Here is a 22,316-nt window from a genome sequence, read left to right on the forward strand (position 1 = left end):
CAGGACGTTTGCCATGCCGCAGTTCTTTATCGACCGCCCGGTGTTCGCCTGGGTGGTCGCGTTGTTCATCCTGTTGGCCGGTGTGCTGGCCCTGCCACAACTACCAGTGGCGCAATACCCCGATGTCGCGCCGCCGCAGATCGAGATCTATGCCGTATACCCGGGCGCTTCGGCGCAGACCGTGGACGAAAGCGTGGTCAGCCTGATCGAAGAGGAACTCAACGGCGCCGACAACCTGCTGTACTTCGGTTCCCAGAGCAGCCTGGGCAGCGCGACCATCACCGCGACGTTCCAACCCGGCACCAACCCGGAATTGGCCCAGGTCGACGTGCAGAACCGCCTCAAGGCCGTGGAGTCGCGCTTACCGCAAGCGGTCACCCAACAAGGTTTGCAGGTAGATAAGGTCTCGGCCGGTTTCCTGCTGCTGATCACCCTCACTTCCAGCGACGGCAAGCTCGACGATGTGGCTCTCAGCGACTACCTGGCGCGCAACGTGATGAACGAGATCAAGCGCCTGGACGGAGTCGGCAAGGCCCAGCTATACGGCGCCGAGCGAGCGATGCGGATCTGGATCGACCCGCAGAAGCTGATCGGCTTCAACCTCACCCCAGCCGACGTCAATGCCGCCATCGTGGCGCAGAACGCCCAGGTCTCGGCCGGCAGCATCGGCGACTTGCCGACGCGAACCACTCAGGAAATCACCGCGACCATCCTGGTCAAGGGCCAACTGTCGACCCCCGAAGAGTTCGCCGACATCGTGCTCAAGGCCAACTCCGACGGCTCGACCGTACGCATCGGCGACGTGGCACGCGTGGAAATCGGCAGTCAGGAATACCAATTCTCCACCCGGCTCAATGGCAAGCCTTCCACCGCTGTCAGCGTGCAATTGTCGCCGGGGGCCAACGCCGTGAGCACGGCGACCCTGGTGCGGGCGAAGATGGACGAACTGGCGCGCTATTTCCCGGCTGGCGTGGCGTACAAGATCCCGTACGACACTTCGCCCTTCGTCAAAGTCTCCATCACCAAAGTGATCTATACCCTTGGCGAGGCAATGTTGCTGGTGTTTGCCGTGATGTTCCTGTTCCTGCAGAACATCCGCTACACCTTGATCCCGACCCTGGTGGTACCGGTGGCGCTGATGGGTACCTTCGCGACCATGCTTGCCCTGGGTTTCTCCATCAACGTGCTGACCATGTTCGGCATGGTCCTGGCCATCGGTATCCTGGTGGACGATGCCATCGTGGTGGTGGAAAACGTCGAGCGAATCATGGCCAGCGAAGGGCTATCGCCCAAGGAAGCGACGCGCAAGGCGATGCAGCAGATCAGCGGGGCAATCGTCGGCATCACCCTGGTGCTGGTGGCGGTGTTTATACCCATGGCGTTCATGCAGGGTTCGGTGGGCGTCATCTACCGGCAGTTCTCGCTGTCCATGGCCACCTCGATCCTGTTTTCAGCGTTCCTCGCGCTGACCCTGACGCCGGCCCTTTGCGCGACCTTGTTAAAGCCCATCGCCCAGGGCGAACACCACACGAAAAGCGGCTTCTTCGGCTGGTTCAATCGACGCTTCGATCAATTGGGCGATCGCTATCAGGGCTGGGTGGCCTATGCGCTCAAGCGCAGTGGTCGGTATCTGTTGATCTATGGCGTGCTGCTGGTGGGCATGGGCCTGCTGTTCAGTCGCTTGCCCTCCTCCTTCCTGCCGGTGGAAGACCAGGGCTACACCATCACCGACATTCAGTTGCCGCCTGGCGCGAGCAAGAACCGCACGGTGCAGGTGGTCGAGCAGATCGAAGCCCACAACGCCGGCGAGCCAGGGGTGGGCGACAGCACCGTGATCCTGGGCTTCAGCTTTTCCGGCAGCGGGCAGAACGCCGCGCTGGCGTTTACCACCCTCAAGGACTGGTCGGAGCGTGGCAGCGACGATTCGGCAAGCGCTATTGCCGACCGCGCCAACCAAGCCTTCAGCCAGATCAGGGATGCCATGGCCTTCGCCGTGCTTCCGCCGCCGGTGGATGGCCTGGGGACTTCCAGCGGTTTCGAGTTCCGCCTGCAGGATCGTGGCGGCCTCGGCCACGCCACGCTGATGCAGGCCCGCAGCGAGTTGCTCGCCGCGGCTGAAAAGAGCCCGGTGCTGATGAACGTGCGCGAAAGCGCCCTGGCCGAAGCGCCGCAGGTGCAATTGGAGGTCGATCGCAAGCAGGCCAATGCCCTGGGCGTGTCCTTTGCCGATGTTGGCAACGTCCTGGCCACCGCAGTGGGTTCGGCCTACATCAACGATTTCCCCAACCAGGGACGCATGCAGCGGGTGGTGGTCCAGGCCGAAGGCGACCAACGCAGCCAGGTGGCCGATCTGTTGAAGATGCATGTACGCAACGACGCCGGGAAAATGGTCCCGCTGTCAGCCTTCGTCCAGGCCAAGTGGACCCAGGGACCGGCACAACTGACCCGTTACAACGGTTACCCGGCCATCAGTATTTCCGGTGAACCGGCGCCAGGCCACAGCACCGGCGAGGCCATGGCGGAGATCGAACGGCTGGTGGCCCAGGGGCCAGCGGGGCTGGGACAGGAATGGACCGGGCTGTCGTTGCAGGAGCGCCTGTCCGGCAGCCAGGCGCCGATCTTGCTGGGCCTGTCGTTGTTGGTGGTGTTCCTGTGCCTGGCGGCGTTGTACGAGAGCTGGGCTATCCCCACTTCGGTGCTGCTGGTGGTGCCACTGGGGGTACTCGGCGCGGTATTGGCAGTGTCGTTGCGCGGCATGCCCAATGATGTGTTCTTCAAGGTCGGGCTGGTCACCATCATCGGCCTGTCGGCCAAGAACGCGATTCTGATCATCGAGTTTGCCAAGAGCCTGCATGACCAGGGCCATGACCTGATCGAGGCAACGCTTGCGGCCGCACGCCTGCGCCTGCGCCCGATCATCATGACCTCCCTGGCCTTCATCCTCGGCGTGGTGCCGCTGGCCATCGCCACCGGAGCCAGCTCGGCGAGCCAACAAGCCATCGGTACCGGTGTGATCGGCGGGATGATTACCGCTACCTTGGCGGTGGTGTTCGTGCCGGTGTTTTTTGTGGTGGTGATGAAGCTCGTGCGCAAGTCCGGCAAACACCACTAAAACCTGTGGGGGCGAGCTTGCTCGCTAAGGCGTCAGGTCAGTCAATATTGAGTTGGCTGACACACCGCTTTCGCGAGCAAGCTCGCTCCCACAGGGGATTTGTGCTGAACATGAACCTTGCGACCAGCACCGAAACACTGTCGGAGCGAGCTTGCTCGCGATGGGGCCTTCGAATTCAGCCCGTTTCTCAAGCTCGCCGCTCCTGCAACAACCCCGCCGTGCACAAGGCAATCCGCTGGCAGGCATCTGCCAGTTTCACCTGGTCCACCACCAACCCGATGCGGATATGCCCCGCCGCACTTGGCCCGAATGCCTCGCCGGCCAGCACCGACACGCCATAACCGTCCAACAGTCGTTCGGCAAAGCCCTGGGCATCGAGGCCGGTCTGGCGCACGTCGACCATTACAAACATGCCGCCATCAGGCCGCACAGGCCGCAGGCCAGGACAAGCCTCGAGGGCCGCGCAGACCAGGTCCCGGCGCTGGCGATACTCCTCGTGCATCTGCGCCACTTCAGGCAAGTCCTGCTCCAGCGCTACCTGGGCGGCCCGTTGCACGAAGTCCGGCAAGCCGAACAGCATGCACAGGGACAGGTTCGCCAGGTGCTCGGCCAAAGATTCGGGGCCGATGGCCCAACCAATGCGCCAACCGGTCATGGCATGGGATTTGGACAGGCTGTTGAGGGTCGCGGTGCGTTCGGCCATGCCCGGCAGGCTGGCGGGGCTGATGTGTTCGCCTTCGTACAGCAGGTCACTGTAGACCTCGTCACTGATCAGCCACAGGTCATGCTCGATGCACAACTGCGCCAGCGCTTGCCAGGTGGGTAACGACAGGCTGGCGCCGGAAGGATTGTTGGGGCTGTTGAGCAACATCGCCCGGGTACGCGGGGTAATCAGGCGAGCGACATCCGCCGGTTCGACCCGAAAGCCATTTTCCGGGCGCACCGCCACCGGCACCACTTTCGCCCCACAGGCACCGAACACCGCTTCGTAGGTGACATACATCGGCTCGGCGACAATCACTTCATCACCGGGATCGAGCAGGCATTGCGCAACCGCATACACTGCGCACTGCGCCCCTGGCAGCACGGTGACATGCTCGGCGCCCACCGGCTGGCCACAGCGCCGACGATGACGCCGGGCGATGCTGGCGCGCAACGTGTACAGCCCACGGATATCCGAATAATGGGTTTCCCCGGCACGCAGGCTAGTCACCGCGGCATCCACGATGGCGCGCGGTGTGTCGAAGTCCGGGTCGCCCACCGATAACAACAGTACGTCCATGCCCTGCTCGCGCAGGGCCAGCGCCCGGTCGTGAATCTGCCAGGCGGCGGCGCCATCGCCGGTGATGCGTTGGGTCAAAGCTGAAAAGCGCATGTACGTCTCCTGATTGCGCGGTGTCCAGCCCACAACCCTATCTCAAATCACAAAGCGCGCCACCATCGCATTCAAACCCACCGCCAGGCGCGACAGTTCGTGGCTCGCGTCGCTGGTCTGTTGCGCGCCGCTGGCCGACTGGGTGGCCAGGTCGCGAATGTTCACCAGGTTGCGATCCACCTCGCGGGAGACCTGGGCCTGTTCTTCCGAGGCACTGGCGATGACCAGGTTGCGTTCGTTGATCTGGAGGATCGACTGGGTGATCTGCTCCAGGGCCACGCCGGCGGCCCGGGCCATTTCCAGGGTGCTTTGGGTGCGCTGGTTGCTCTGTTGCATCGATTGCACCGCTTGACCGGTACCGTTCTGGATGCCGGCAACCATTTTTTCGATTTCCTGGGTCGATTGCGCGGTGCGATGGGCCAAGGCCCGGACTTCGTCGGCCACCACCGCAAACCCTCGTCCGGCCTCCCCGGCACGGGCGGCTTCGATGGCGGCGTTGAGAGCCAGCAGGTTGGTCTGTTCGGCGATGGCGCGAATCACGTCCAGAACCTTGCCAATGTCACGGCCCTGGACCGCCAGGCCTTCGATCATCGAGGCGGTGGCCTGCACGTCGTGGGTCATGGTCTGGATCGCCTCGACGGTTTCCACCACCCGCGAGCGACCTTCCTGGGCCGCCTGGGTCGATTGGTTCGAGGCTTCGGAGGTAGACACTGCGTTACGGGCAACCTCCTCGACAGCGGCGGTCATTTCGTTGACGGCGGTGGCAGCCTGTTCGATTTCGTTGTGCTGCTGTCGCAGGCCACGGGAGGATTCCTGGGTGACCGCGCTCAGCTCTTCGGCCGCCGCCCCCAGTTGGGTGGCGGACCCGGCGATCTGCTCGATGGTCTGGCGCAGGCTGCCCTGCATGGCGGCCAGGGCCTGGAGCAACCGGGCAGGCTCATCCTTGCCATCGTCGGCAATGACCTGGACCAGGTTCCCACCGGCAATCGTCCGCGCCGCCTCCAGCGCCCGGTTGAGCGGTGTGACGATGCTGCGGGTCAGCAACAATGCCAACACGATGGTGGCCAATGCAGCGATGATCGAGACGATGATGATGCCGGTGATGGCGCTGTTGTAGTTCTCACCCGCCTTGGCCGATGCTTCGCCGGCACCCGCCACGTTGATTGCGATGAGCTTGTTGAGCTGCTCACCCATCAGGTCGGTGCCTTCCTTGATGCGCGTATTGATGTGGGTGCGCAATTGGTCGACTTTATCCTGGCGCGACAGCTCCAACATTTCCTGCTGGGCTTGCAGGTATTTTTCCAGGGTCGCCGAAAAGACCTTGTATTGCTCGGTTTCTTCCGGGGTGGCCGGCAGCGCGGCGTAACCGCTATTGGCCTTGTGCAGTTTTTCCACCAGCACACCGATACGGGTCTCCGCCTCTTTCAGGCTGGCCGGATCGCGGTTGACCAAAATCCGAAACGAGAGAATGCGCATACGCAGAACGCTTTCCAGCACGTTGCCCAAGTAGCCGACGCTGGGCACTTGGTTCTGCTCCATATTCAACGAAGCCTGGCGGATGACTGACATGCGACTGGCGGCGAACACCCCGAGGGCGACCACCAGCAAGGCAATGAAGGCGAAGCCGAGAAAGGCTCGTGGGGCGATATTCAGGCTACGTAGAGACATGAGAAGACCTCGCGATGATGGGGGCGAGCATCCATGCCATAAGCGCACTGGTTGAAATAATTGTCGGTACGCCTAACTCGTTATCGGCTGGGCTTTAGGCTTTTTACAGGGGGAATTGTAAAAATATTTCGCGAGGCTTTTGTGGCGAGGGGATTGATCGTTCCCACGCTCCTGCGTGGGAATGCATCCCGTGACGCTCTGCGTCACCTTCCAGAAGCGGAACGCGGAGCGTCCCTGGCGACATTCCCACGCAGGAGCGTGGGAACGATCGATATGTATTTTCAGCCTTAAAAATCACATAGTTGTGATTTGCTCCATGAGAGCTTGCTCCCTCGCCACGGGTACAATGCCGGACCGCTTTACCGGGCGGCCACCCGCCACAACCGGGCGATGTCCTGGGCTCGCTCACTCAGCAGGCGCGAGGCATCGGCACAGGCCTCTTGCAGCGTCATCGGCCCGCTGGCCAGGGCAAAGGCTGCGTCGATGCCGTGTTCGTACAGCGCCTGGTAGCCATCCCCCAGCGTGCCGGCGATGACCAGCACCGGTACGCCATGCTGGCGGGCAATGCGGGCCACGCCAAAGGGGGTTTTGCCACGCAGAGTTTGAGCGTCGAAACGGCCCTCGCCGGTGATCACCAGGTCTGCGCCGTCGATCGCCGCAGCCAGCCCGGTCAGTTGGGCGACAACTTCCACGCCGGTACGAAATTGGGCACCCAGGAACGCCTTGGCCGCGAAGCCCAGGCCACCGGCGGCGCCGCTGCCCGGCTCGTCACGTACATCCTTGCCCAACGCCTGGGCACAGTGTTCGGCAAAATGCCCCAGGGCCCGGTCCAGTGCCTGCACCTGCTGGGCAGAGGCGCCCTTCTGCGGACCGAAAACCGCAGATGCGCCATGGGGCCCGCACAGCGGGTTATCGACATCGGCGGCGATCTCGAAACTGACCTGGGCCAGGCGCGGATCCAGACCGCTCAGGTCAATGCGCGCCAGGTTCGCCAACGCCAGGCCACCGGGTGGCAGCGGTTGCCCGTGGGCATCGAGCAATACCACGCCCAGGGCCTGCATCGCACCGGCACCGGCATCGTTGGTGGCGCTGCCGCCGATCGCCAGGATCACACGCCCGGCGCCCTCATCCAGGGCGGCGCGAATCAACTCGCCCGTGCCATAGGTGCTGCTGGAACAGGCATCGCGTTGCCCGGGTGGCACCAACTGCAAGCCACTGGCTTCGGCCATTTCGATGATCGCGGTACGGCTGTCGGGCAACCACCCCCAGCGCGCCTCGACGGCGACGCCCAGGGGGCCGCGGACCCGGGTGCGACGCCACTCACCGTTGCAGGCCGCCAACACCGATTCCACCGTCCCCTCCCCGCCATCGGCCATCGGGCACTTGATCAACTGCGCATCCGGCCAGACCTGGGCCAGCCCTTGGGCGATGGCATCGGCTACACCCTGGGCGCTGAGGCTGTCCTTGAACGAGTCGGGGGCGATGATTATTTTCATATTGTTCTCCGGTTCCGATCCACAGCATGCTGCCAGCTGACCGCAGCCATGACGCCGGTCCGCCGCACAAAAGGCACCGGGCATTATTGTTCAATTTCACAAACATTGGTTTGGCCGGAAGATTCAGGTCGAGGCTTCTGGCCTCATCGCGAGCACGCTCGCTCCCACAGCTGGCCTAGGGTGTACGCAGATCCTCGGTTCACCACAACCCCATGTGGGAGCAAGCTTGCTCGCGATAGCGGTGTATCAGCCGACATCAATATCGGCTGATCTGACGCCTTCGCGAGCAAGCCCGCTCCCACAGTTGATTCGGGGGTGTTTGAGAATTGTGTTTGATCCCTGCGGTGGTTCTGGGGTTTGATTGAGGCTTTCCCCATGGATAAAAGGATCTTGTCATGAGCTACCGCACGCTAGGCCATTCCGGGTTGCAAGTCTCGACGTTGACCCTGGGCACGATGATGTTCGGCGAACAGACCAGCACCGAGGATTCGCTGCGAATCATCGACAAGGCCTGGGACCAGGGCATCAACTTCATCGACACGGCGGACGTCTACACCAACGGCCGCTCCGAAGAGATCGTCGGCGAGGCGATCGCCAGTCGCCGCCAGGAATGGGTGCTGGCCACCAAGGTCGGCTTCGGCCCAGCGGACGGTGTGCCCAACCGCAGCGGCCTGAGCCGCAAGCACATTTTCAACGGTATCGAGGCCAGCCTGACGCGCCTGGGCACCGACTACCTGGACATCTATTACCTGCACCGCGAAGACCACAACACGCCATTGCAGGTCACGGTGTCGGCCATTGGTGATTTGATTCGCCAGGGCAAGATTCGCTATTGGGGCCTGTCGAACTACCGGGGCTGGCGCATCGCCGAGGTGATCCGGCTTGCCGACAGCCTGGGCATCGACCGGCCGGTGATCAGCCAACCGCTGTACAACATCGTCAACCGCCAGGCGGAAACCGAGCAGATCACCGCCGCGCAGAACTATGGCCTCGGCGTGGTGCCTTTCAGCCCCCTCGCCCGTGGCGTGCTCAGCGGCAAGTACGCGCCGGACGTGGCGCCGGACGCCAACAGCCGCGCCGGTCGCCAGGACAAACGCATCCTGGAAACCGAATGGCGGGTCGAGTCCCTGCGTATTGCCCAGCAGATCCAGCAATACACCCAGGGCCGGGGCGTGGGCATCGTCGAGTTCGCCATTGCCTGGGTGCTGAATAACAGCGCGGTGACCTCGGCCATCGTCGGGCCGCGTACCGAGGAGCAGTGGGACGCCTACGCCAAGGCGCAGGCGGTGAAGATCACGGCGGAGGATGAAGCCTTCATCGATTCGCTGGTGACACCGGGGCATGCCTCGACGCCGGGGTTCAATGACGTGGGGCATTTCGTGTCGGGGCGAGTGCCGCGTACGTCATAACTTCGTTGAGTCAACAGAACACCCTTTGTGGCGAGGGTGTCGATGACCGCCCTCAAGAGAATCATCGTGTCCAAAGGCATCGCTCTATCGGTCTCAGCCTCTGCGCTGTTCGCCGTCATGTACTACTACACCTCGCTGCTCTCACCGTTGACCGGCCTGGAGATTTTCGGCTGGCGCATGCTGCTGACGATGCCGTGCATGACGGTGTTCATGCTGGTGGCCCGGGAGTGGCACCTCATCACGCAACTGGTCCGGCGCCTGATCGCCGCGCCACGGTTGTTGGTCGCGGCGATCGCCTCTTCGGCGCTGATGGGCGCGCAGTTGTGGCTGTTCATGTGGGCGCCGCTCAACGGCTACAGCCTGGACGTGTCGCTGGGGTATTTCCTGCTGCCGCTGTCGATGGTCCTGACCGGCCGCATCGTCTACGGCGAACGTCTGTCGTACCTGCAGAAAGTCGCCGTGTTCCTCGCCGTCCTTGGCGTGTTCAACGAGTTGTATCAAGTGGGTGGGTTTTCCTGGGCTACCTTGCTCGTGGTACTGGGTTACCCGATCTACTTCATCCTGCGCAAACGCCTCAAGACCGACAACCTGGGCGGGCTCTGGCTGGACATGACGCTGATGCTGCCACTGGCGCTCTGGTTCGTGCAGAGCGGTGAGCAAGGCTTCAATGTTTTCGATCAATACCCCAGGCTGTTGCTGCTCATTCCGGTGCTCGGGGTCATCAGTGCCTCGGCGCTGGTGACCTACATACTCGCCAGTCGTTTGCTGCCGTTCAGCCTGTTCGGCCTGTTGAGTTATGTCGAACCGGTGTTGCTGCTGGGCGTTGCGCTACTGTTGGGCGAAAGCATCCAGGCCAGCGAATGGCTGACCTACATCCCCATCTGGATGGCGGTGGCGGTGCTGGTGTTCGAAGGGTTCAAGCACCTGACACGGCAGCGACGCCGGGCCTGAGCGCACCACCGGCCCCTGTGGGCGCGAGCAATAAAAAGCCCGCCCGACATCACTGCCAGGCGGGCTTTTTTTGGTCTCAGCTCTTACTCGGTCGCCAGCACCCCACGCCGCACCTGGTCACGCTCGATGGACTCGAACAGCGCCTTGAAGTTGCCTTCGCCGAAACCATCGTCGCCCTTGCGCTGGATGAACTCGAAGAACACCGGCCCCATCAGGGTTTCCGAGAATATCTGCAGCAGCAGGCGCCGGTCGCCCTGCTCGGAAGCACCGTCCAGCAGAATGCCCCGCGATCGCAGTTCATCCACTGGCTCGCCGTGGTTCGGCAGGCGGCCTTCGAGCATTTCGTAGTAGGTGTCCGGGGGCGCGGTCATGAAGCGCATGCCGATGCTTTTCAGCTTATCCCAGGTCTTGATCAGGTCATCGGTCAGGAATGCCACGTGCTGGATACCTTCGCCGTTGAACTGCATCAGGAACTCTTCGATCTGCCCGGCGCCCTTGGACGACTCTTCGTTCAGCGGGATGCGGATCATGCCATCCGGGGCGGTCATGGCCTTGGAAGTCAGGCCGGTGTATTCGCCCTTGATGTCGAAATAACGGATCTCGCGGAAGTTGAACAGCTTCTCGTAGAAACCAGCCCAGTAGGCCATGCGCCCGCGATACACGTTGTGGGTCAGGTGGTCGATGATTTTCAGGCCGGCGCCAACCGGATTGCGGTCAACGCCGTCGATAAACACGAAGTCGATGTCATAGATCGAGCTGCCTTCGCCAAACCGGTCGATCAGGTACAGCGGCGCGCCGCCGATGCCTTTGATCGCTGGCAGGTTCAGCTCCATCGGGCCAGTTTCGATGTGGATCGGCTGGGCACCGAGCTCCAGGGCCCGCTTGTAGGCCTGCTGCGAATCCTTGACGCGGAACGCCATGCCGCACACTGACGGGCCGTGTTCGGCCGCAAAGTACGAGGCCACGCTGTGAGGTTCGTTGTTGAGGATCAGGTTGATCGCACCCTGGCGATACAGGTGCACGTCCTTGGAGCGGTGGGTGGCCACTTTGGTGAAGCCCATGATCTCGAAGATCGGCTCCAGGGTGTTGGGCGTAGGGGAAGCGAATTCGATGAATTCAAAGCCCATCAGGCCCATTGGGTTTTCGTATAGATCTGCCATGTTCGGCGCCTCATCATGCTTATCAATTAACAAAAAACGTTAGTTGCCAGTGATGCTGAGGACGCGCGGTGGCGCGCAGGAAATACCGCGAACGCTGCGGGCGAGGAAATCGCCGTAGATCAGTTGAAACCCAAGTATCTTCATTGTCGACCCAAGGCTCTTGCGGGCGAGGCTTCTGCTGCCAGAAGACGTTTATTCTTATATGCGTAACTCGATTCTACACAGCGTAACCATATTTGTCCGCCTTCTGTATCAAATCGCCTTTTTCGCCGTCCGTGCAAGGGGTTTGTTGCACAGGAAAATGCCCACCAGGATCACACCCCCGCCCACACACATCAGGGCCGTGAGCCGTTCGTCCAGCAGCACCGCCCCCAGCAGCACCGCCGTGAGCGGGTTGAGGGCGATGAACACACCGGAACGGGTCGCACCAATCCGACGAATGCCGTCGTACCAGGCGATGTAGGCCAGGGCCGAACCCAGCACGCCGAGGTACAGCAGGCTCAGCCATTGACGGATGTCCAACCCCCGGAGTACTTCGAAGCGAACCTGGCCGCCGGCCGCACAGGCCAGGCACAACATCAACGTACCGAGCAGAATCGACCAGGTCACAGTCTGCAAGGGGCCAAGGCTTTCATTCAGGCTTCTGGAAAACAGCGAATAAATGCCCCAGCCCAGCACGCAGCCAAAAATCAGCAGATCGCCGACCCAGCCCTGTGCCGTGCCCTGCAACAAAGCCGGATCGCGACTGACGATCACCACCCCCGCCCCGCCAATACACAGGACGATGCCCGTCACTTTCAAGCGGCCCAACCGTTCCTTGAACAACCACCAGGACGCCAGCCCGATCACCGCCGGGTTCAAGGCGACGATCAACGAGGCTCGCGACGCATTGATGTACTGCAAGCCGTAAAAGAAGCACAGGTTATAGAAGAAGATGCCGAAGAACCCCAGGGCAGCCAATTGCAGCCCTTGCTTGACGTTGGGCCTGGCCAGCGGGATCCCGGCCACGGCGAGAAACAGCAGCAGCGCGACACTCGCCAGCAGGAAACGCAGGCTGGCGGCGAACAAGGGCGCCAAGGCATCGGCAAGTAACCTGCCGGCCACGAAGGTGCCGCCCCAGATCATGGTGACCATGGCGAGCTTCAGGTAGACCGGCAGGTCTGAAGGTGTTGGGACGGCTTGTTCGAGGGTTTTCATGGTTCACCAGAGCAGGCAAGAGACCACACCCACAACCTGTGGCTACAAGGTTGCGTGTCGCTTTCTGATTCGAGTCAGATGCGTCATTATTTGATTCATGCTTGATCATCGTAAAATGAGTAATCCCTCATGACCCTCACCCAGCTCGAAATCTTCTCCCTGGTCGCTGAGCTGCGTGGTTTCACCGCAGCGGCCACACGCTTGGGCATCGGCCAATCAGCGGTGTCCCACGCCATCAAATCCCTGGAGCAAGAGCTTGGCGTGGAATTACTCAGGCGTCATCAGTCCCAGGTGGAACTCAGTGACATTGGCGAGCAACTGTTGCTGCGCGCCCGGGCCATGCTCGGGCTGGCCAACACCCTGCGCCAGGAAGCCGCCGACGCCCGTGGCATGCGCCGTGGCACCTTGCGTATTGGCTCGTTCGGGCCGACGTCGTCGATGAAGCTGTTGCCCGCCATCCTGCAGCGCTACCGTGCGCTGCATCCAGGGATCGAGGTGCACATCGATGAAGGGCCGGATCGCCAAGTCATCCAGTGGCTGGATGAACGACGGGTAGATGTCGGCTTCGTGGTGCTGCCCGAGGATCGTTTCGATACGTTCATGCTGATGGAGGATCAGATGGTCGCCCTGCTACCCACCCACCATCCCCTCGCCGCCCAGGCCAGCCTGAGCCTCAAGGACCTGTGCATCGACCCGTTCGTGCTCACCGAGGCCGGATCGTCGGAGCTGGTGTCGCGCCTGTTCAATGCCGCCCGGCTCACACCGAACGTGCGCTTTCGTTGCTCGCAACTGCTCAGCACCCTGGACGTCGTCAGCCGCGGCGAGGCGGTGAGTGTGGTTTCCGAAGGCTCGCTGCCGGGCGGCGATAACCCGGGTTTCGTCACACGGCCATTGTCGCCGCGAGTTCCGCGCCAGATTGGCCTCGCGGTATTGGACAGCCGCCAGGCCTCACCGGCGACCCTGGCCTTTATAGAACTGGCGCGGCAGTCATGAGCCTTGCGTACAACACAGAACCTGTGGGGCAAGGAACCGACAAGCCATCTATCATGGTCGGCACCCAATGCTTTTCCCCCTTGCTGCCTTTCCCTTCTCGCCACAGGTTGTGCTGATGCCCCTGACCGCCACACGCTCGCGCACGCGGCCCCGTCGCTACCTGATCACCCTGTTCTGTGGCCTGCTGCCGATACTGTCGGGGCTGGGTATCCTGTACATGCAGGCCGAACGGACGCTGGAGCAACACACCCGGCAGACGGCCGTAGAGCTGGTCAGGCAGGTCGAGTCGATGCTCGACAACACCGCCTTGTCGGCCCGTGAGCTGTTGCCCCTGGCCGGCCAGCCTTGCGAAGCGGCCAAGCTGGCCTTGCGCGAACAAGTGACACGCCGGCCCTTTGTCCGCTCGACCAATCTGGTACGAGACAACACCCTGTATTGCAGTTCGCTGTTTGGCGCCTTCGAAGAAAAAGTCGATCCGAACGATTATTACCAGGGCACGTTGTGGCTCATGAACGGCAACCCGGTCACCCCCGACACCGCACTGCTGATCTATCGGCTCAACGAAGGCCCCCAAGGGGTATTGGCGACCGTAGATGGTTATTACCTGGCCAATGCCCTGCAGCTGATTGGCGGCCAGACTCGACTGCGGCTACAAGTTGGGCCCAATTGGCTGGCGGAAGACGGCAAGGTCCGACAAACCCCACTGCCCGCACTGGCGGTCGCACAGAGCGGCCTCGCCTCAACACACTACCCCTTCAATGTTGAAGCCGGCTTTGATGAGGGGGAAGTCTGGCGCTATATGGCCCGGGAATATCCACCGCTGTTCAGCCTGCTGATCTTCTTCGGTGCCATCGCCGGAGCACTCGGCCACTGGCTGCAAAAACGCACCTCCTCCCCCAGTCGTGAACTGCAACGGGCCCTGGAGGCGGGAGAGTTCGTTCCCTATCTGCAACCGGTGGTGCATGGCGACAGCAAGCGCTGGGCCGGCGTCGAAGTGCTGATGCGCTGGAACCATCCCAAGGAAGGCCTGGTGCGCCCGGACCTGTTCATTCCATTCGCTGAACACAGTGGCTTGATCGTGCCAATGACCCGCGCCTTGATGCAGCAGACCATGCACCTGCTGGCACCGCTTGCGCCAATGCTGGAGGCGCCGTTTCATGTCGGCATCAACATCACCGCCCGTCACTGCCAGGATTTGGCGCTGGTAGACGATTGCCGCGCGTTCCTGGATGCCTTCCCACCGGGTGCGATTGCACTGGTGCTGGAGCTGACCGAACGCGAGCTGATCGAACCCACCCCCGTTACCCACCAATTGTTCGAGCAGTTGCACGCGCTGGGGGTCAAGATCGCCATCGACGACTTCGGCACGGGTCATTCCAGCCTGGGGTACTTGCGTCAGTTCAACGTGGACTTCCTGAAGATCGACCAGAGTTTTGTCGCGATGATCGGGGCCGATGCTCTGTCGCGTCACATCCTCGACAGCATCATCGAACTGTCGGGCAAGCTGGACTTGGAGATTGTTGCCGAGGGTGTCGAAACCGTTGAACAAAGCGATTACCTGGCGGCCCATGGGGTGAACTTTTTACAAGGTTATCTATTTGGCCGGCCGGTTAGCGGGCAAGACTTCATTGCCGCCTTGACCGCCATTAATGGCAATTACCCGCCGCCAGGCTATTGACGAGGGCGCGCCAACAGATAAGAACGTTTGCTGTTGTTACATAACGAAAAAGTTACGATTTACACAATTCCAATTAACTACTACAATTTTTTCTACCTGTGCTAGATAACAGGAGAGTCATTAGCACCGAGTCGCTTCAAGGCACTTGGCTTATAGCTTTGTTTGCGGTTGGTATCAGCCAAACATTCTGATTGGAGTAACGATTTTGTCCAGACTCGCTGAATTTCGTGCAGCTGAAAAGGCCCTTCAAGAGCAGCTCAAGCAACTGGAATCGCTGAAGAACGATGCCGGGCTCAAGAAAGAAATCGAATTCGAAGAAAAGCTCCAGGGACTGATGAAAACCTACGGCAAGAGCCTGCGCGACATCATCGCGATCCTTGACCCGAAGCCGTCCAAGGCTGGCTTGCCAGCGGCCAAGCCTGTTAAAACCCGCCGTGCACGCGTGGTCAAGGTTTACCAGAACCCGCACACGGGTGAGTTGATCGAAACCAAGGGCGGCAACCACCGCGGCCTGAAAGCCTGGAAAGAACAATACGGTGCAGCCACCGTTGATTCCTGGTTGCGTGGTTGACATTCCCCGGATGAAAAAGCCCTGAGTACACTCAGGGCTTTTTATGGGTTCAACTTCTGGATCCCACCACAGAGGTATTGCGCTGCTACCCTATAGTTTCAGGCTATTTCGTACCGATTGTATTTCATCCTGGCTTTCAACAAATACTTGAGCCTGTCCCGCATAGGACAGCACATAAGCCCTGCCCTCATTTAGTGCCGCGACGAGTGTCTGGGACAACACATGCCTGCCATTCTGCGTGATCGTGCAAGTCGTCTCCAAAGCGCTGACCCCGCCCAACATTGAAGAATGGATCTTATTACACACACTTTGATAACCGCCCTGGAAAAAGTCCTTCTGGATCGACTTACGCATTTCCAGTAATACGCCTTGCAAGTTGACTTGATGATCAGGCTCGACGGACGTCGTGGTCAATTCCATGACCATCACTGCATTGCCTGCGGCGTCGCTCTTGGTCGCCCGTTGCCGAGTGGTTCCCGGCGCTGCCGGGGCGGGTGCATCGGCGGGCAGCGGCTCGATGACCCAGCCCTGTGGCCACAGGACCTGCGGTTCGACCGCCTGGACACCGACACTCGCGATGGCGGCAAACAGCAGGACAAACAGCGAAAGAAACGGTCGAATCATTGCGGTGCACTCAAGGACGAAGCATAAAGTCTGAAGCCCACCGCAGAACCAGGCAATAGCCACACTCGGTTTGGCGATGTCGCCCCCCTTGCGTATCATGGGCGCACCCGCATGGAAGCCACCCGACGCAAGCCCAGGAACCGTCACAGCACATTTGCGACGCCGTTTGCCCCACTTATTTTCCGGAGGGCCCATGAGCCTGCACGAACTCAACACTTTCCCGGGCGTCACCGCCCAACCCGATGCCGCCACAGCCAAATTCGTCTTCAACCACACCATGCTGCGGGTCAAGGACATTACCAAGTCCCTGGATTTCTACACTCGCATATTGGGTTTCTCCCTGGTGGAAAAACGCGACTTCCCGGAAGCCGAATTCAGCCTGTATTTCCTGGCACTGGTGGACAAGAACCAGATTCCAGCAGATGCCGCAGCGCGTACCGAATGGATGAAGTCGATCCCTGGCATCCTCGAACTGACCCACAACCATGGCACCGAAAGCGATCCAGCGTTCGCCTATCACAACGGCAACACCGACCCGCGCGGCTTCGGCCACATTTGCGTCTCGGTGCCGGACATCGTCGCGGCCTGCGAGCGCTTCGAAGCACTGGGCTGCGATTTCCAGAAGCGCCTGAACGATGGCCGCATGAAGAGCCTGGCGTTCATCAAGGACCCGGATGGCTACTGGGTCGAAATCATCCAGCCTGCGCCACTGTAAAACCCCCACAAGCCATTGTGGGAGCGAGCTTGCTCGCGATGAGGGTGGCACATTCAGCATTGAGACAATGACCCACCGCCATCGCGAGCAAGCTCGCTCCCACAGGGTGATGCGTGGTCCAAAACAAAACCCCATGGGCCAGGCCCATGGGCCAGGCCCATGGGGTTTTGTTTTTGCCACTATCGCCAGCTTATGCCGGCGCAGAGGTACGGATCAGGTGGTCGAAGGCGCTCAGCGAAGCCTTGGCCCCCTCGCCCACGGCGATCACGATCTGCTTGTACGGCACGGTGGTCACGTCACCGGCGGCGAAGACGCCAGGGATCGAAGTTTCACCCCGGGCATCGACGATGATCTCGCCACGTGGCGACAGTTCTACCGTGCCTTTGAGCCAATCGGTGTTGGGCAACAGGCCAATCTGCACGAAGATCCCTTCCAGCGCCACGTCCAGCACTTCACCGCTTGGGCGGTCCTTGTAGCGCAAGCCGTTGACCTTCTGGCCATCCCCCGTCACTTCGGTAGTCTGGGCGTTGGTGATCACGGTCACGTTCGGCAGACTGTGCAGCTTGCGTTGCAACACCGCGTCGGCACGCAATTGCACATCGAACTCCAGCAGGGTGACATGGGCCACGATACCGGCCAGGTCGATGGCCGCTTCGACACCGGAGTTACCGCCGCCAATCACCGCCACACGCTTGCCTTTGAACAGCGGACCGTCACAGTGCGGGCAGTACGCCACGCCCTTGTTGCGATATTGCTGCTCACCCGGCACGTTCATTTCGCGCCAGCGGGCACCGGTCGCCAGGATCACGGTCTTGGCCTTGAGGCTCGCACCGCTGGCGAATTTGATTTCGTGCAGCGCGCCATCCTTGCCAGGCACCAATGCATCGGCGCGTTGCAGGTTCATGATATCCACGTCGTACTGCTTGACGTGTTCTTCCAGGGCGACGGCCAGTTTCGGACCTTCGGTTTCCTGGACCGAGATGAAGTTCTCGATGGCCATGGTGTCGAGCACCTGACCGCCGAAACGCTCGGCCGCGACTCCGGTGCGGATACCTTTACGAGCGGCGTAGATCGCCGCCGAAGCACCGGCCGGGCCACCGCCGACCACCAGCACATCAAAAGCCTCTTTGGCGCTGATCTTCTCGGCCTGGCGCTCGATACCGCTGGTGTCGATCTTGGCCAGAATCTCTTCCAGGCCCATGCGGCCTTGGCCGAAGTTCACGCCGTTCAGGTACACGCTCGGCACGGCCATGATCTGGCGTTCATCGACCTCAGCCTGGAACAACGCACCGTCGATGGCGACGTGGCGAATGTTCGGGTTCAGCACCGCCATCAGGTTCAGTGCCTGGACCACGTCCGGGCAGTTCTGGCACGACAGCGAGAAATAGGTCTCGAAGTTGAACTCGCCCTTGAGGGCGCGGATCTGTTCGATGACTTCGACACTGGCCTTCGACGGGTGGCCGCCGACTTGCAGCAAGGCCAGCACCAGCGAAGTGAATTCGTGGCCCATCGGGATGCCGGCGAAACGCAGGCTGATATCGGCTCCCGGGCGATTCAACGAAAACGATGGCTTACGCGCATCGGTGCCGTTGTCCAGTAAGGTGATTTGCTCGCAAAGACTGGCAACGTCTTTGAGTAGCGCAAGCATTTCCTGGGATTTCGCACCGTCGTCGAGGGAGGCGACGATCTCGATCGGCTGGGTGACCCGTTCCAGGTATGACTTCAACTGAGCTTTAAGATTGGCGTCCAACATACGGGCGATTTCCATTTTTTGAATTTCAGAAAAAACAACGCCCGAGCGAATCTCGCCCGGGCGTTTTTTGGGGCGAAGCGGCTTGCTTGGTTAAGAGCTGATCGCCCTCGGATGACTCACAGGCTTAGATCTTGCCGACCAGGTCCAGGGACGGTGCCAGGGTGGCCTCGCCTTCTTTCCACTTGGCTGGGCAGACTTCACCCGGGTGAGCGGCGACGTACTGAGCGGCCTTGACCTTGCGCAGCAGTTCGGAAGCGTCACGGCCTACACCGCCGTCGTTGATTTCAACGATCTTGATCTGGCCTTGTGGGTTGATCACGAAGGTACCGCGGTCAGCCAGGCCGACTTCTTCGATCAGCACGTCGAAGTTGCGGGAGATGACGTGGGTCGGGTCACCGATCATGGTGTACTGGATCTTGCCGATGGCTGGCGAAGTGTTGTGCCAGGCAGCGTGGGCAAAGTGGGTGTCGGTCGACACGCTGTAGACTTCGACGCCCAGTTTCTGGAATTCGGCGTAGTTGTCGGCCAGGTCTTCCAGCTCGGTTGGGCAAACGAAGGTGAAGTCAGCTGGGTAGAAGAACACGACAGACCACTTGCCCTTCAGGTCGGCGTCCGATACTTCGACGAATTCGCCGTTTTTGAAGGCGGTAGCGTTGAACGGTTTAACTTGGCTGTTGATGATAGGCATCGATGTTTCTCCATCAGGGTTGAAAAGTTGATGGAGGGAATCTTATCCACTCATTCCCGGGCTGGCTCATTGGCAAACCTCATGCGAATGATTGGTTTTGGCTATCAGCCGCTAAATAGATAGAAGAAAACTTAATATGGCGAGCAAGCGCGCTCGCCATATCTTCGTTGGGGTCAGGAGGCTACGGGGGTACGCATCGTGACGAATTCCTCGGCGGCGGTTGGATGCACGCCGATGGTTTCGTCGAAATCACGCTTGGTGGCGCCGGCCTTGAGGGCGATGGCCAGGCCTTGGACGATTTCTCCGGCATCCGGCCCGACCATATGGCAACCCAGCACCTTGTCGGTCTCGGCATCCACCACCAGCTTCATCAGGGTGCGCTCCTGGCAGTCGGTCAAGCTCAGCTTCATCGGTCGGAAACGGCTTTCGAAAATCTCTACCTTGTAGCCCTCCTCCTTGGCCTGCTCTTCGGTCAAACCCACCGTGCCGATGTTCGGCAGGCTGAACACGGCAGTGGGAATCATCCGGTAATCCACCAGGCGATATTGCTCAGGCTTGAACAGACGCCGCGCCACCGCCATGCCCTCGGCCAGGGCAACAGGGGTGAGCTGGACGCGACCGATCACGTCGCCAATGGCCAGGATCGAAGGTTCAGTGGTCTCGTACTTTTCGTTGACCACGACAAAACCCTTCTCGTCCACTGTGACAGCGGTGTTCTCCAGGCCGAGATTGTCGAGCATCGGTCGCCGGCCAGTGGCGTAGAACACGCAATCGGTGATCAGCGTCTTGCCATCCTTGAGCTCTACCCTGAGGCTGCCGTCGTCGAGTTTTTCGATGGACTTGATGTCAGCGTTGAACTGCAGATCCAGGCCACGCCGGGTCAGTTCTTCCGCCAGGTGCTTGCGCACCGCACCGTCAAAGCCGCGCAGGAACAGGTCACCGCGATACAGCAGCGACGTCTGCGCGCCCATACCGTGGAAAATCCCGGCGAACTCCACCGCAATGTAGCCGCCGCCCACCACGATGACGCGCTTGGGCAGTTCCTTGAGGAAAAACGCCTGGTTGGAGCTGATGGCGTGCTCGTGCCCCGGAATGTCCGGGATCACCGGCCAGCCACCGGTGGCAATCATGATGTGCTTGGCGGTATAGCGCTGGTCGTTGATCTCGACCTCATGGGGCCCGGTGATCCTGGCGTGACCTTCGTGCAGCTCAACGCCGCTGTTGACCAGCAGGTTGCGATAGATCCCGTTGAGGCGATTGATTTCCCGGTCCTTGTTGGCGATCAACGTGGCCCAGTCGAAACTCGGCTCCCCCGCCGTCCAGCCATAGGCCGACGCTTGCTCGAAGTCCTCGGCATAATGCGCACCGTAGACCAGCAGCTTCTTGGGCACACACCCCACGTTCACGCAAGTGCCGCCCAGGTAGCGGCTCTCCGCCACGGCCACTTTCGCGCCAAAACCGGCCGCGAACCGCGCCGCCCGCACACCGCCGGAACCGGCGCCAATCACATACAAGTCAAAATCGTAGGCCATTTCTATCTCCTTCGGCAGGCCATCAGCATACCCGCTGTTTTCACCTGAGGCAGCGTTGCGATGGTTATGGGGGCGGAAAATGAAAAAGCCAGCTGGGCTGGCTCGAATTGGCAGCAATGCTCAAGTCAAGCGCGCCCCCTGTGAGAGCGAGCTTGCTCGCGATGGCGGTGGGTCAGCTTGCATAGTTGTTGAATGTGCCGACGCTATCGCGAGCAAGCTCGCTCCCACAGGGGGTGTTTGTGTGATCTGCGAGCAACTTTTCCCCGGGCAAAAAAAACGCCCCGAACCAGTCGGGGCGTTTTTCAAGGCGCGGCGGGCTATCAGTAAGCCTTGCCGGTCTTGTAGAAGTTCTCGAAGCAGAAGTTGGTCGCGTCGATGTAGCCTTCAGCACCACCGCAGTCGAAACGCTTGCCCTTGAACTTGTAGGCCATGACGCAGCCGTTCTGGGCCTGCTTCATCAGGGCGTCGGTGATCTGGATTTCGCCGCCCTTGCCTGGCTCGGTCTGTTCGATCAGGTCGAAGATGTCCGGGGTCAGGATGTAGCGACCGATGATCGCCAGGTTCGATGGTGCGTCTTCAGGTTTTGGTTTTTCAACCATGCTGTGGACGCGGTAGATGTCGTCGCGGATCATTTCGCCGGCAATCACGCCGTACTTGTTGGTTTCCTGCGGATCGACTTCCTGGATCGCCACGATGGAGCAGCGGAACTGCTTGTACAGCTTGACCATCTGGGTCAGCACGCCGTCGCCTTCGAGGTTGACGCACAAGTCGTCCGCCAGGACCACGGCGAACGGTTCGTCACCGATCAGCGGGCGGCCAGTCAGGATCGCGTGGCCCAAACCTTTCATTTCGGTCTGGCGAGTGTAGGAGAACGAGCACTCGTCCAGCAGTTTGCGGATGCCAACCAGGTATTTCTCCTTGTCGGTGCCCTTGATCTGGTTTTCCAGCTCGTAGCTGATATCGAAATGGTCTTCCAGGGCGCGCTTGCCACGGCCGGTGACGATGGAGATTTCCGTCAGGCCCGCATCGAGGGCTTCTTCGACGCCGTACTGGATCAGTGGCTTGTTCACCACCGGCAGCATTTCTTTGGGCATGGCTTTAGTCGCTGGCAGGAAGCGAGTACCGTAACCGGCTGCTGGGAACAAGCATTTCTTGATCATATAAGTCCTTGAAAAGGCGGTGTGTACGAGTTTCGGGGCAGTCTAATCAGGCGACGGGCACCTTACAATGCCCGCACTGGCCAACCGATGCCATCATAGAGAAATAAAAAACGCCGGATAGTTCAATCGCCTTTCATCTCGATAGGTCCGGTGGTGCCCACTGTACGCCCATGAGCACTGTTTGCGAGCATTTGACGTATCATGGCGCCCTTGATTACGCCAACGAGGCAGCTA

17 protein-coding genes are annotated in these 22,316 nt (G+C 60.7%); 7 read left to right on the top strand and 10 right to left on the bottom strand.

What is annotated here, in order from left to right; all coding sequences use genetic code 11:
- The first annotated feature begins 13 nt into the window (after positions 1 to 13).
- Positions 14 to 3,112: an efflux RND transporter permease subunit gene (locus SGN16_RS17555; protein ID WP_335945716.1), complete on the top strand. Its 3,099-nt coding sequence runs from the start codon at positions 14 to 16 to the stop codon at positions 3,110 to 3,112.
- Positions 3,113 to 3,299: 187 nt separating this feature from the next.
- Here SGN16_RS17555 and SGN16_RS17560 read toward each other — a convergent pair whose 3' ends face one another.
- The 3 genes from SGN16_RS17560 to SGN16_RS17570 form a co-directional block, all read right to left on the bottom strand.
- A complete protein-coding gene (locus tag SGN16_RS17560; RefSeq protein ID WP_210639270.1) occupies positions 3,300 to 4,487 on the bottom strand; it encodes an aminotransferase class I/II-fold pyridoxal phosphate-dependent enzyme in 1,188 nt (395 codons plus the stop codon).
- Between the two features lie 42 nt (positions 4,488 to 4,529).
- Positions 4,530 to 6,155: a methyl-accepting chemotaxis protein gene (locus tag SGN16_RS17565; protein ID WP_335945717.1), complete on the bottom strand. Its 1,626-nt coding sequence runs from the start codon at positions 6,153 to 6,155 to the stop codon at positions 4,530 to 4,532.
- A 359-nt stretch (positions 6,156 to 6,514) separates the two neighbouring features.
- Positions 6,515 to 7,651: a glycerate kinase gene (locus tag SGN16_RS17570; RefSeq protein WP_335945718.1), complete on the bottom strand. Its 1,137-nt coding sequence runs from the start codon at positions 7,649 to 7,651 to the stop codon at positions 6,515 to 6,517.
- Between the two features lie 395 nt (positions 7,652 to 8,046).
- Here SGN16_RS17570 and SGN16_RS17575 point away from each other — a divergent pair, with 395 nt between their 5' ends.
- Entirely contained in the window at positions 8,047 to 9,060 is a 1,014-nt protein-coding gene (locus SGN16_RS17575) for an aldo/keto reductase (RefSeq protein WP_210639273.1), read from the top strand.
- 66 nt (positions 9,061 to 9,126) lie between these two features.
- Positions 9,127 to 10,011, top strand: a complete 885-nt coding sequence (rarD, locus tag SGN16_RS17580) for an EamA family transporter RarD (protein ID WP_335945746.1) — start codon at positions 9,127 to 9,129, stop codon at positions 10,009 to 10,011.
- A gap of 83 nt (positions 10,012 to 10,094) precedes the next feature.
- On the opposite strand, the gene hppD is transcribed toward rarD, so the two are convergent.
- Positions 10,095 to 11,171, bottom strand: coding sequence for a 4-hydroxyphenylpyruvate dioxygenase (gene hppD, locus SGN16_RS17585; protein ID WP_210639274.1), 1,077 nt, complete (start codon positions 11,169 to 11,171; stop codon positions 10,095 to 10,097).
- Between the two features lie 252 nt (positions 11,172 to 11,423).
- The gene (locus SGN16_RS17590) at positions 11,424 to 12,368 is read right to left on the bottom strand and encodes a DMT family transporter (protein WP_335945719.1); all 945 of its coding nucleotides are present in this window, start codon (positions 12,366 to 12,368) and stop codon (positions 11,424 to 11,426) included.
- 129 nt (positions 12,369 to 12,497) lie between these two features.
- Here SGN16_RS17590 and SGN16_RS17595 point away from each other — a divergent pair, with 129 nt between their 5' ends.
- From SGN16_RS17595 to SGN16_RS17605, 3 genes are all read left to right on the top strand, one after another.
- Complete coding sequence (locus tag SGN16_RS17595) at positions 12,498 to 13,361, top strand: LysR family transcriptional regulator (RefSeq protein WP_335945720.1); 864 nt, start codon at positions 12,498 to 12,500, stop codon at positions 13,359 to 13,361.
- Positions 13,362 to 13,476: 115 nt separating this feature from the next.
- Complete coding sequence (locus tag SGN16_RS17600) at positions 13,477 to 15,039, top strand: EAL domain-containing protein (RefSeq protein WP_335945721.1); 1,563 nt, start codon at positions 13,477 to 13,479, stop codon at positions 15,037 to 15,039.
- Between the two features lie 205 nt (positions 15,040 to 15,244).
- Positions 15,245 to 15,610 carry a histone-like nucleoid-structuring protein, MvaT/MvaU family gene (locus tag SGN16_RS17605; RefSeq protein WP_210639278.1) on the top strand — a complete coding sequence of 122 codons (366 nt, stop codon included), beginning with the start codon at positions 15,245 to 15,247 and terminating at the stop codon, positions 15,608 to 15,610.
- Positions 15,611 to 15,700: 90 nt separating this feature from the next.
- On the opposite strand, the gene SGN16_RS17610 is transcribed toward SGN16_RS17605, so the two are convergent.
- Positions 15,701 to 16,234 (bottom strand): DUF4946 domain-containing protein, encoded by a 534-nt coding sequence (locus SGN16_RS17610; RefSeq protein ID WP_210639279.1) that lies wholly within the window; start codon positions 16,232 to 16,234, stop codon positions 15,701 to 15,703.
- Between the two features lie 193 nt (positions 16,235 to 16,427).
- Between SGN16_RS17610 and gloA the strand changes: the two genes are divergently transcribed.
- Positions 16,428 to 16,949: a lactoylglutathione lyase gene (gene gloA / locus SGN16_RS17615; protein ID WP_210639280.1), complete on the top strand. Its 522-nt coding sequence runs from the start codon at positions 16,428 to 16,430 to the stop codon at positions 16,947 to 16,949.
- A 190-nt stretch (positions 16,950 to 17,139) separates the two neighbouring features.
- Here gloA and ahpF read toward each other — a convergent pair whose 3' ends face one another.
- The 4 genes from ahpF to galU all read right to left on the bottom strand — a co-directional run bounded on the left by ahpF (position 17,140) and on the right by galU (position 22,082).
- Positions 17,140 to 18,702 (bottom strand): alkyl hydroperoxide reductase subunit F, encoded by a 1,563-nt coding sequence (gene ahpF, locus SGN16_RS17620; RefSeq protein WP_335945722.1) that lies wholly within the window; start codon positions 18,700 to 18,702, stop codon positions 17,140 to 17,142.
- Positions 18,703 to 18,826: 124 nt separating this feature from the next.
- Positions 18,827 to 19,390, bottom strand: a complete 564-nt coding sequence (gene ahpC, locus SGN16_RS17625) for an alkyl hydroperoxide reductase subunit C (RefSeq protein WP_210639282.1) — start codon at positions 19,388 to 19,390, stop codon at positions 18,827 to 18,829.
- A gap of 173 nt (positions 19,391 to 19,563) precedes the next feature.
- Positions 19,564 to 20,922: a glutathione-disulfide reductase gene (gorA, locus tag SGN16_RS17630; RefSeq protein ID WP_210639283.1), complete on the bottom strand. Its 1,359-nt coding sequence runs from the start codon at positions 20,920 to 20,922 to the stop codon at positions 19,564 to 19,566.
- A 320-nt stretch (positions 20,923 to 21,242) separates the two neighbouring features.
- Positions 21,243 to 22,082, bottom strand: a complete 840-nt coding sequence (gene galU / locus SGN16_RS17635) for a UTP--glucose-1-phosphate uridylyltransferase GalU (RefSeq protein ID WP_003182953.1) — start codon at positions 22,080 to 22,082, stop codon at positions 21,243 to 21,245.
- Positions 22,083 to 22,316: the final 234 nt, after the last annotated feature.

Origin of the sequence: Pseudomonas sp. G166 (genome assembly GCF_037027455.2) — a bacterium.
Lineage (GTDB): Bacteria > Pseudomonadota > Gammaproteobacteria > Pseudomonadales > Pseudomonadaceae > Aquipseudomonas.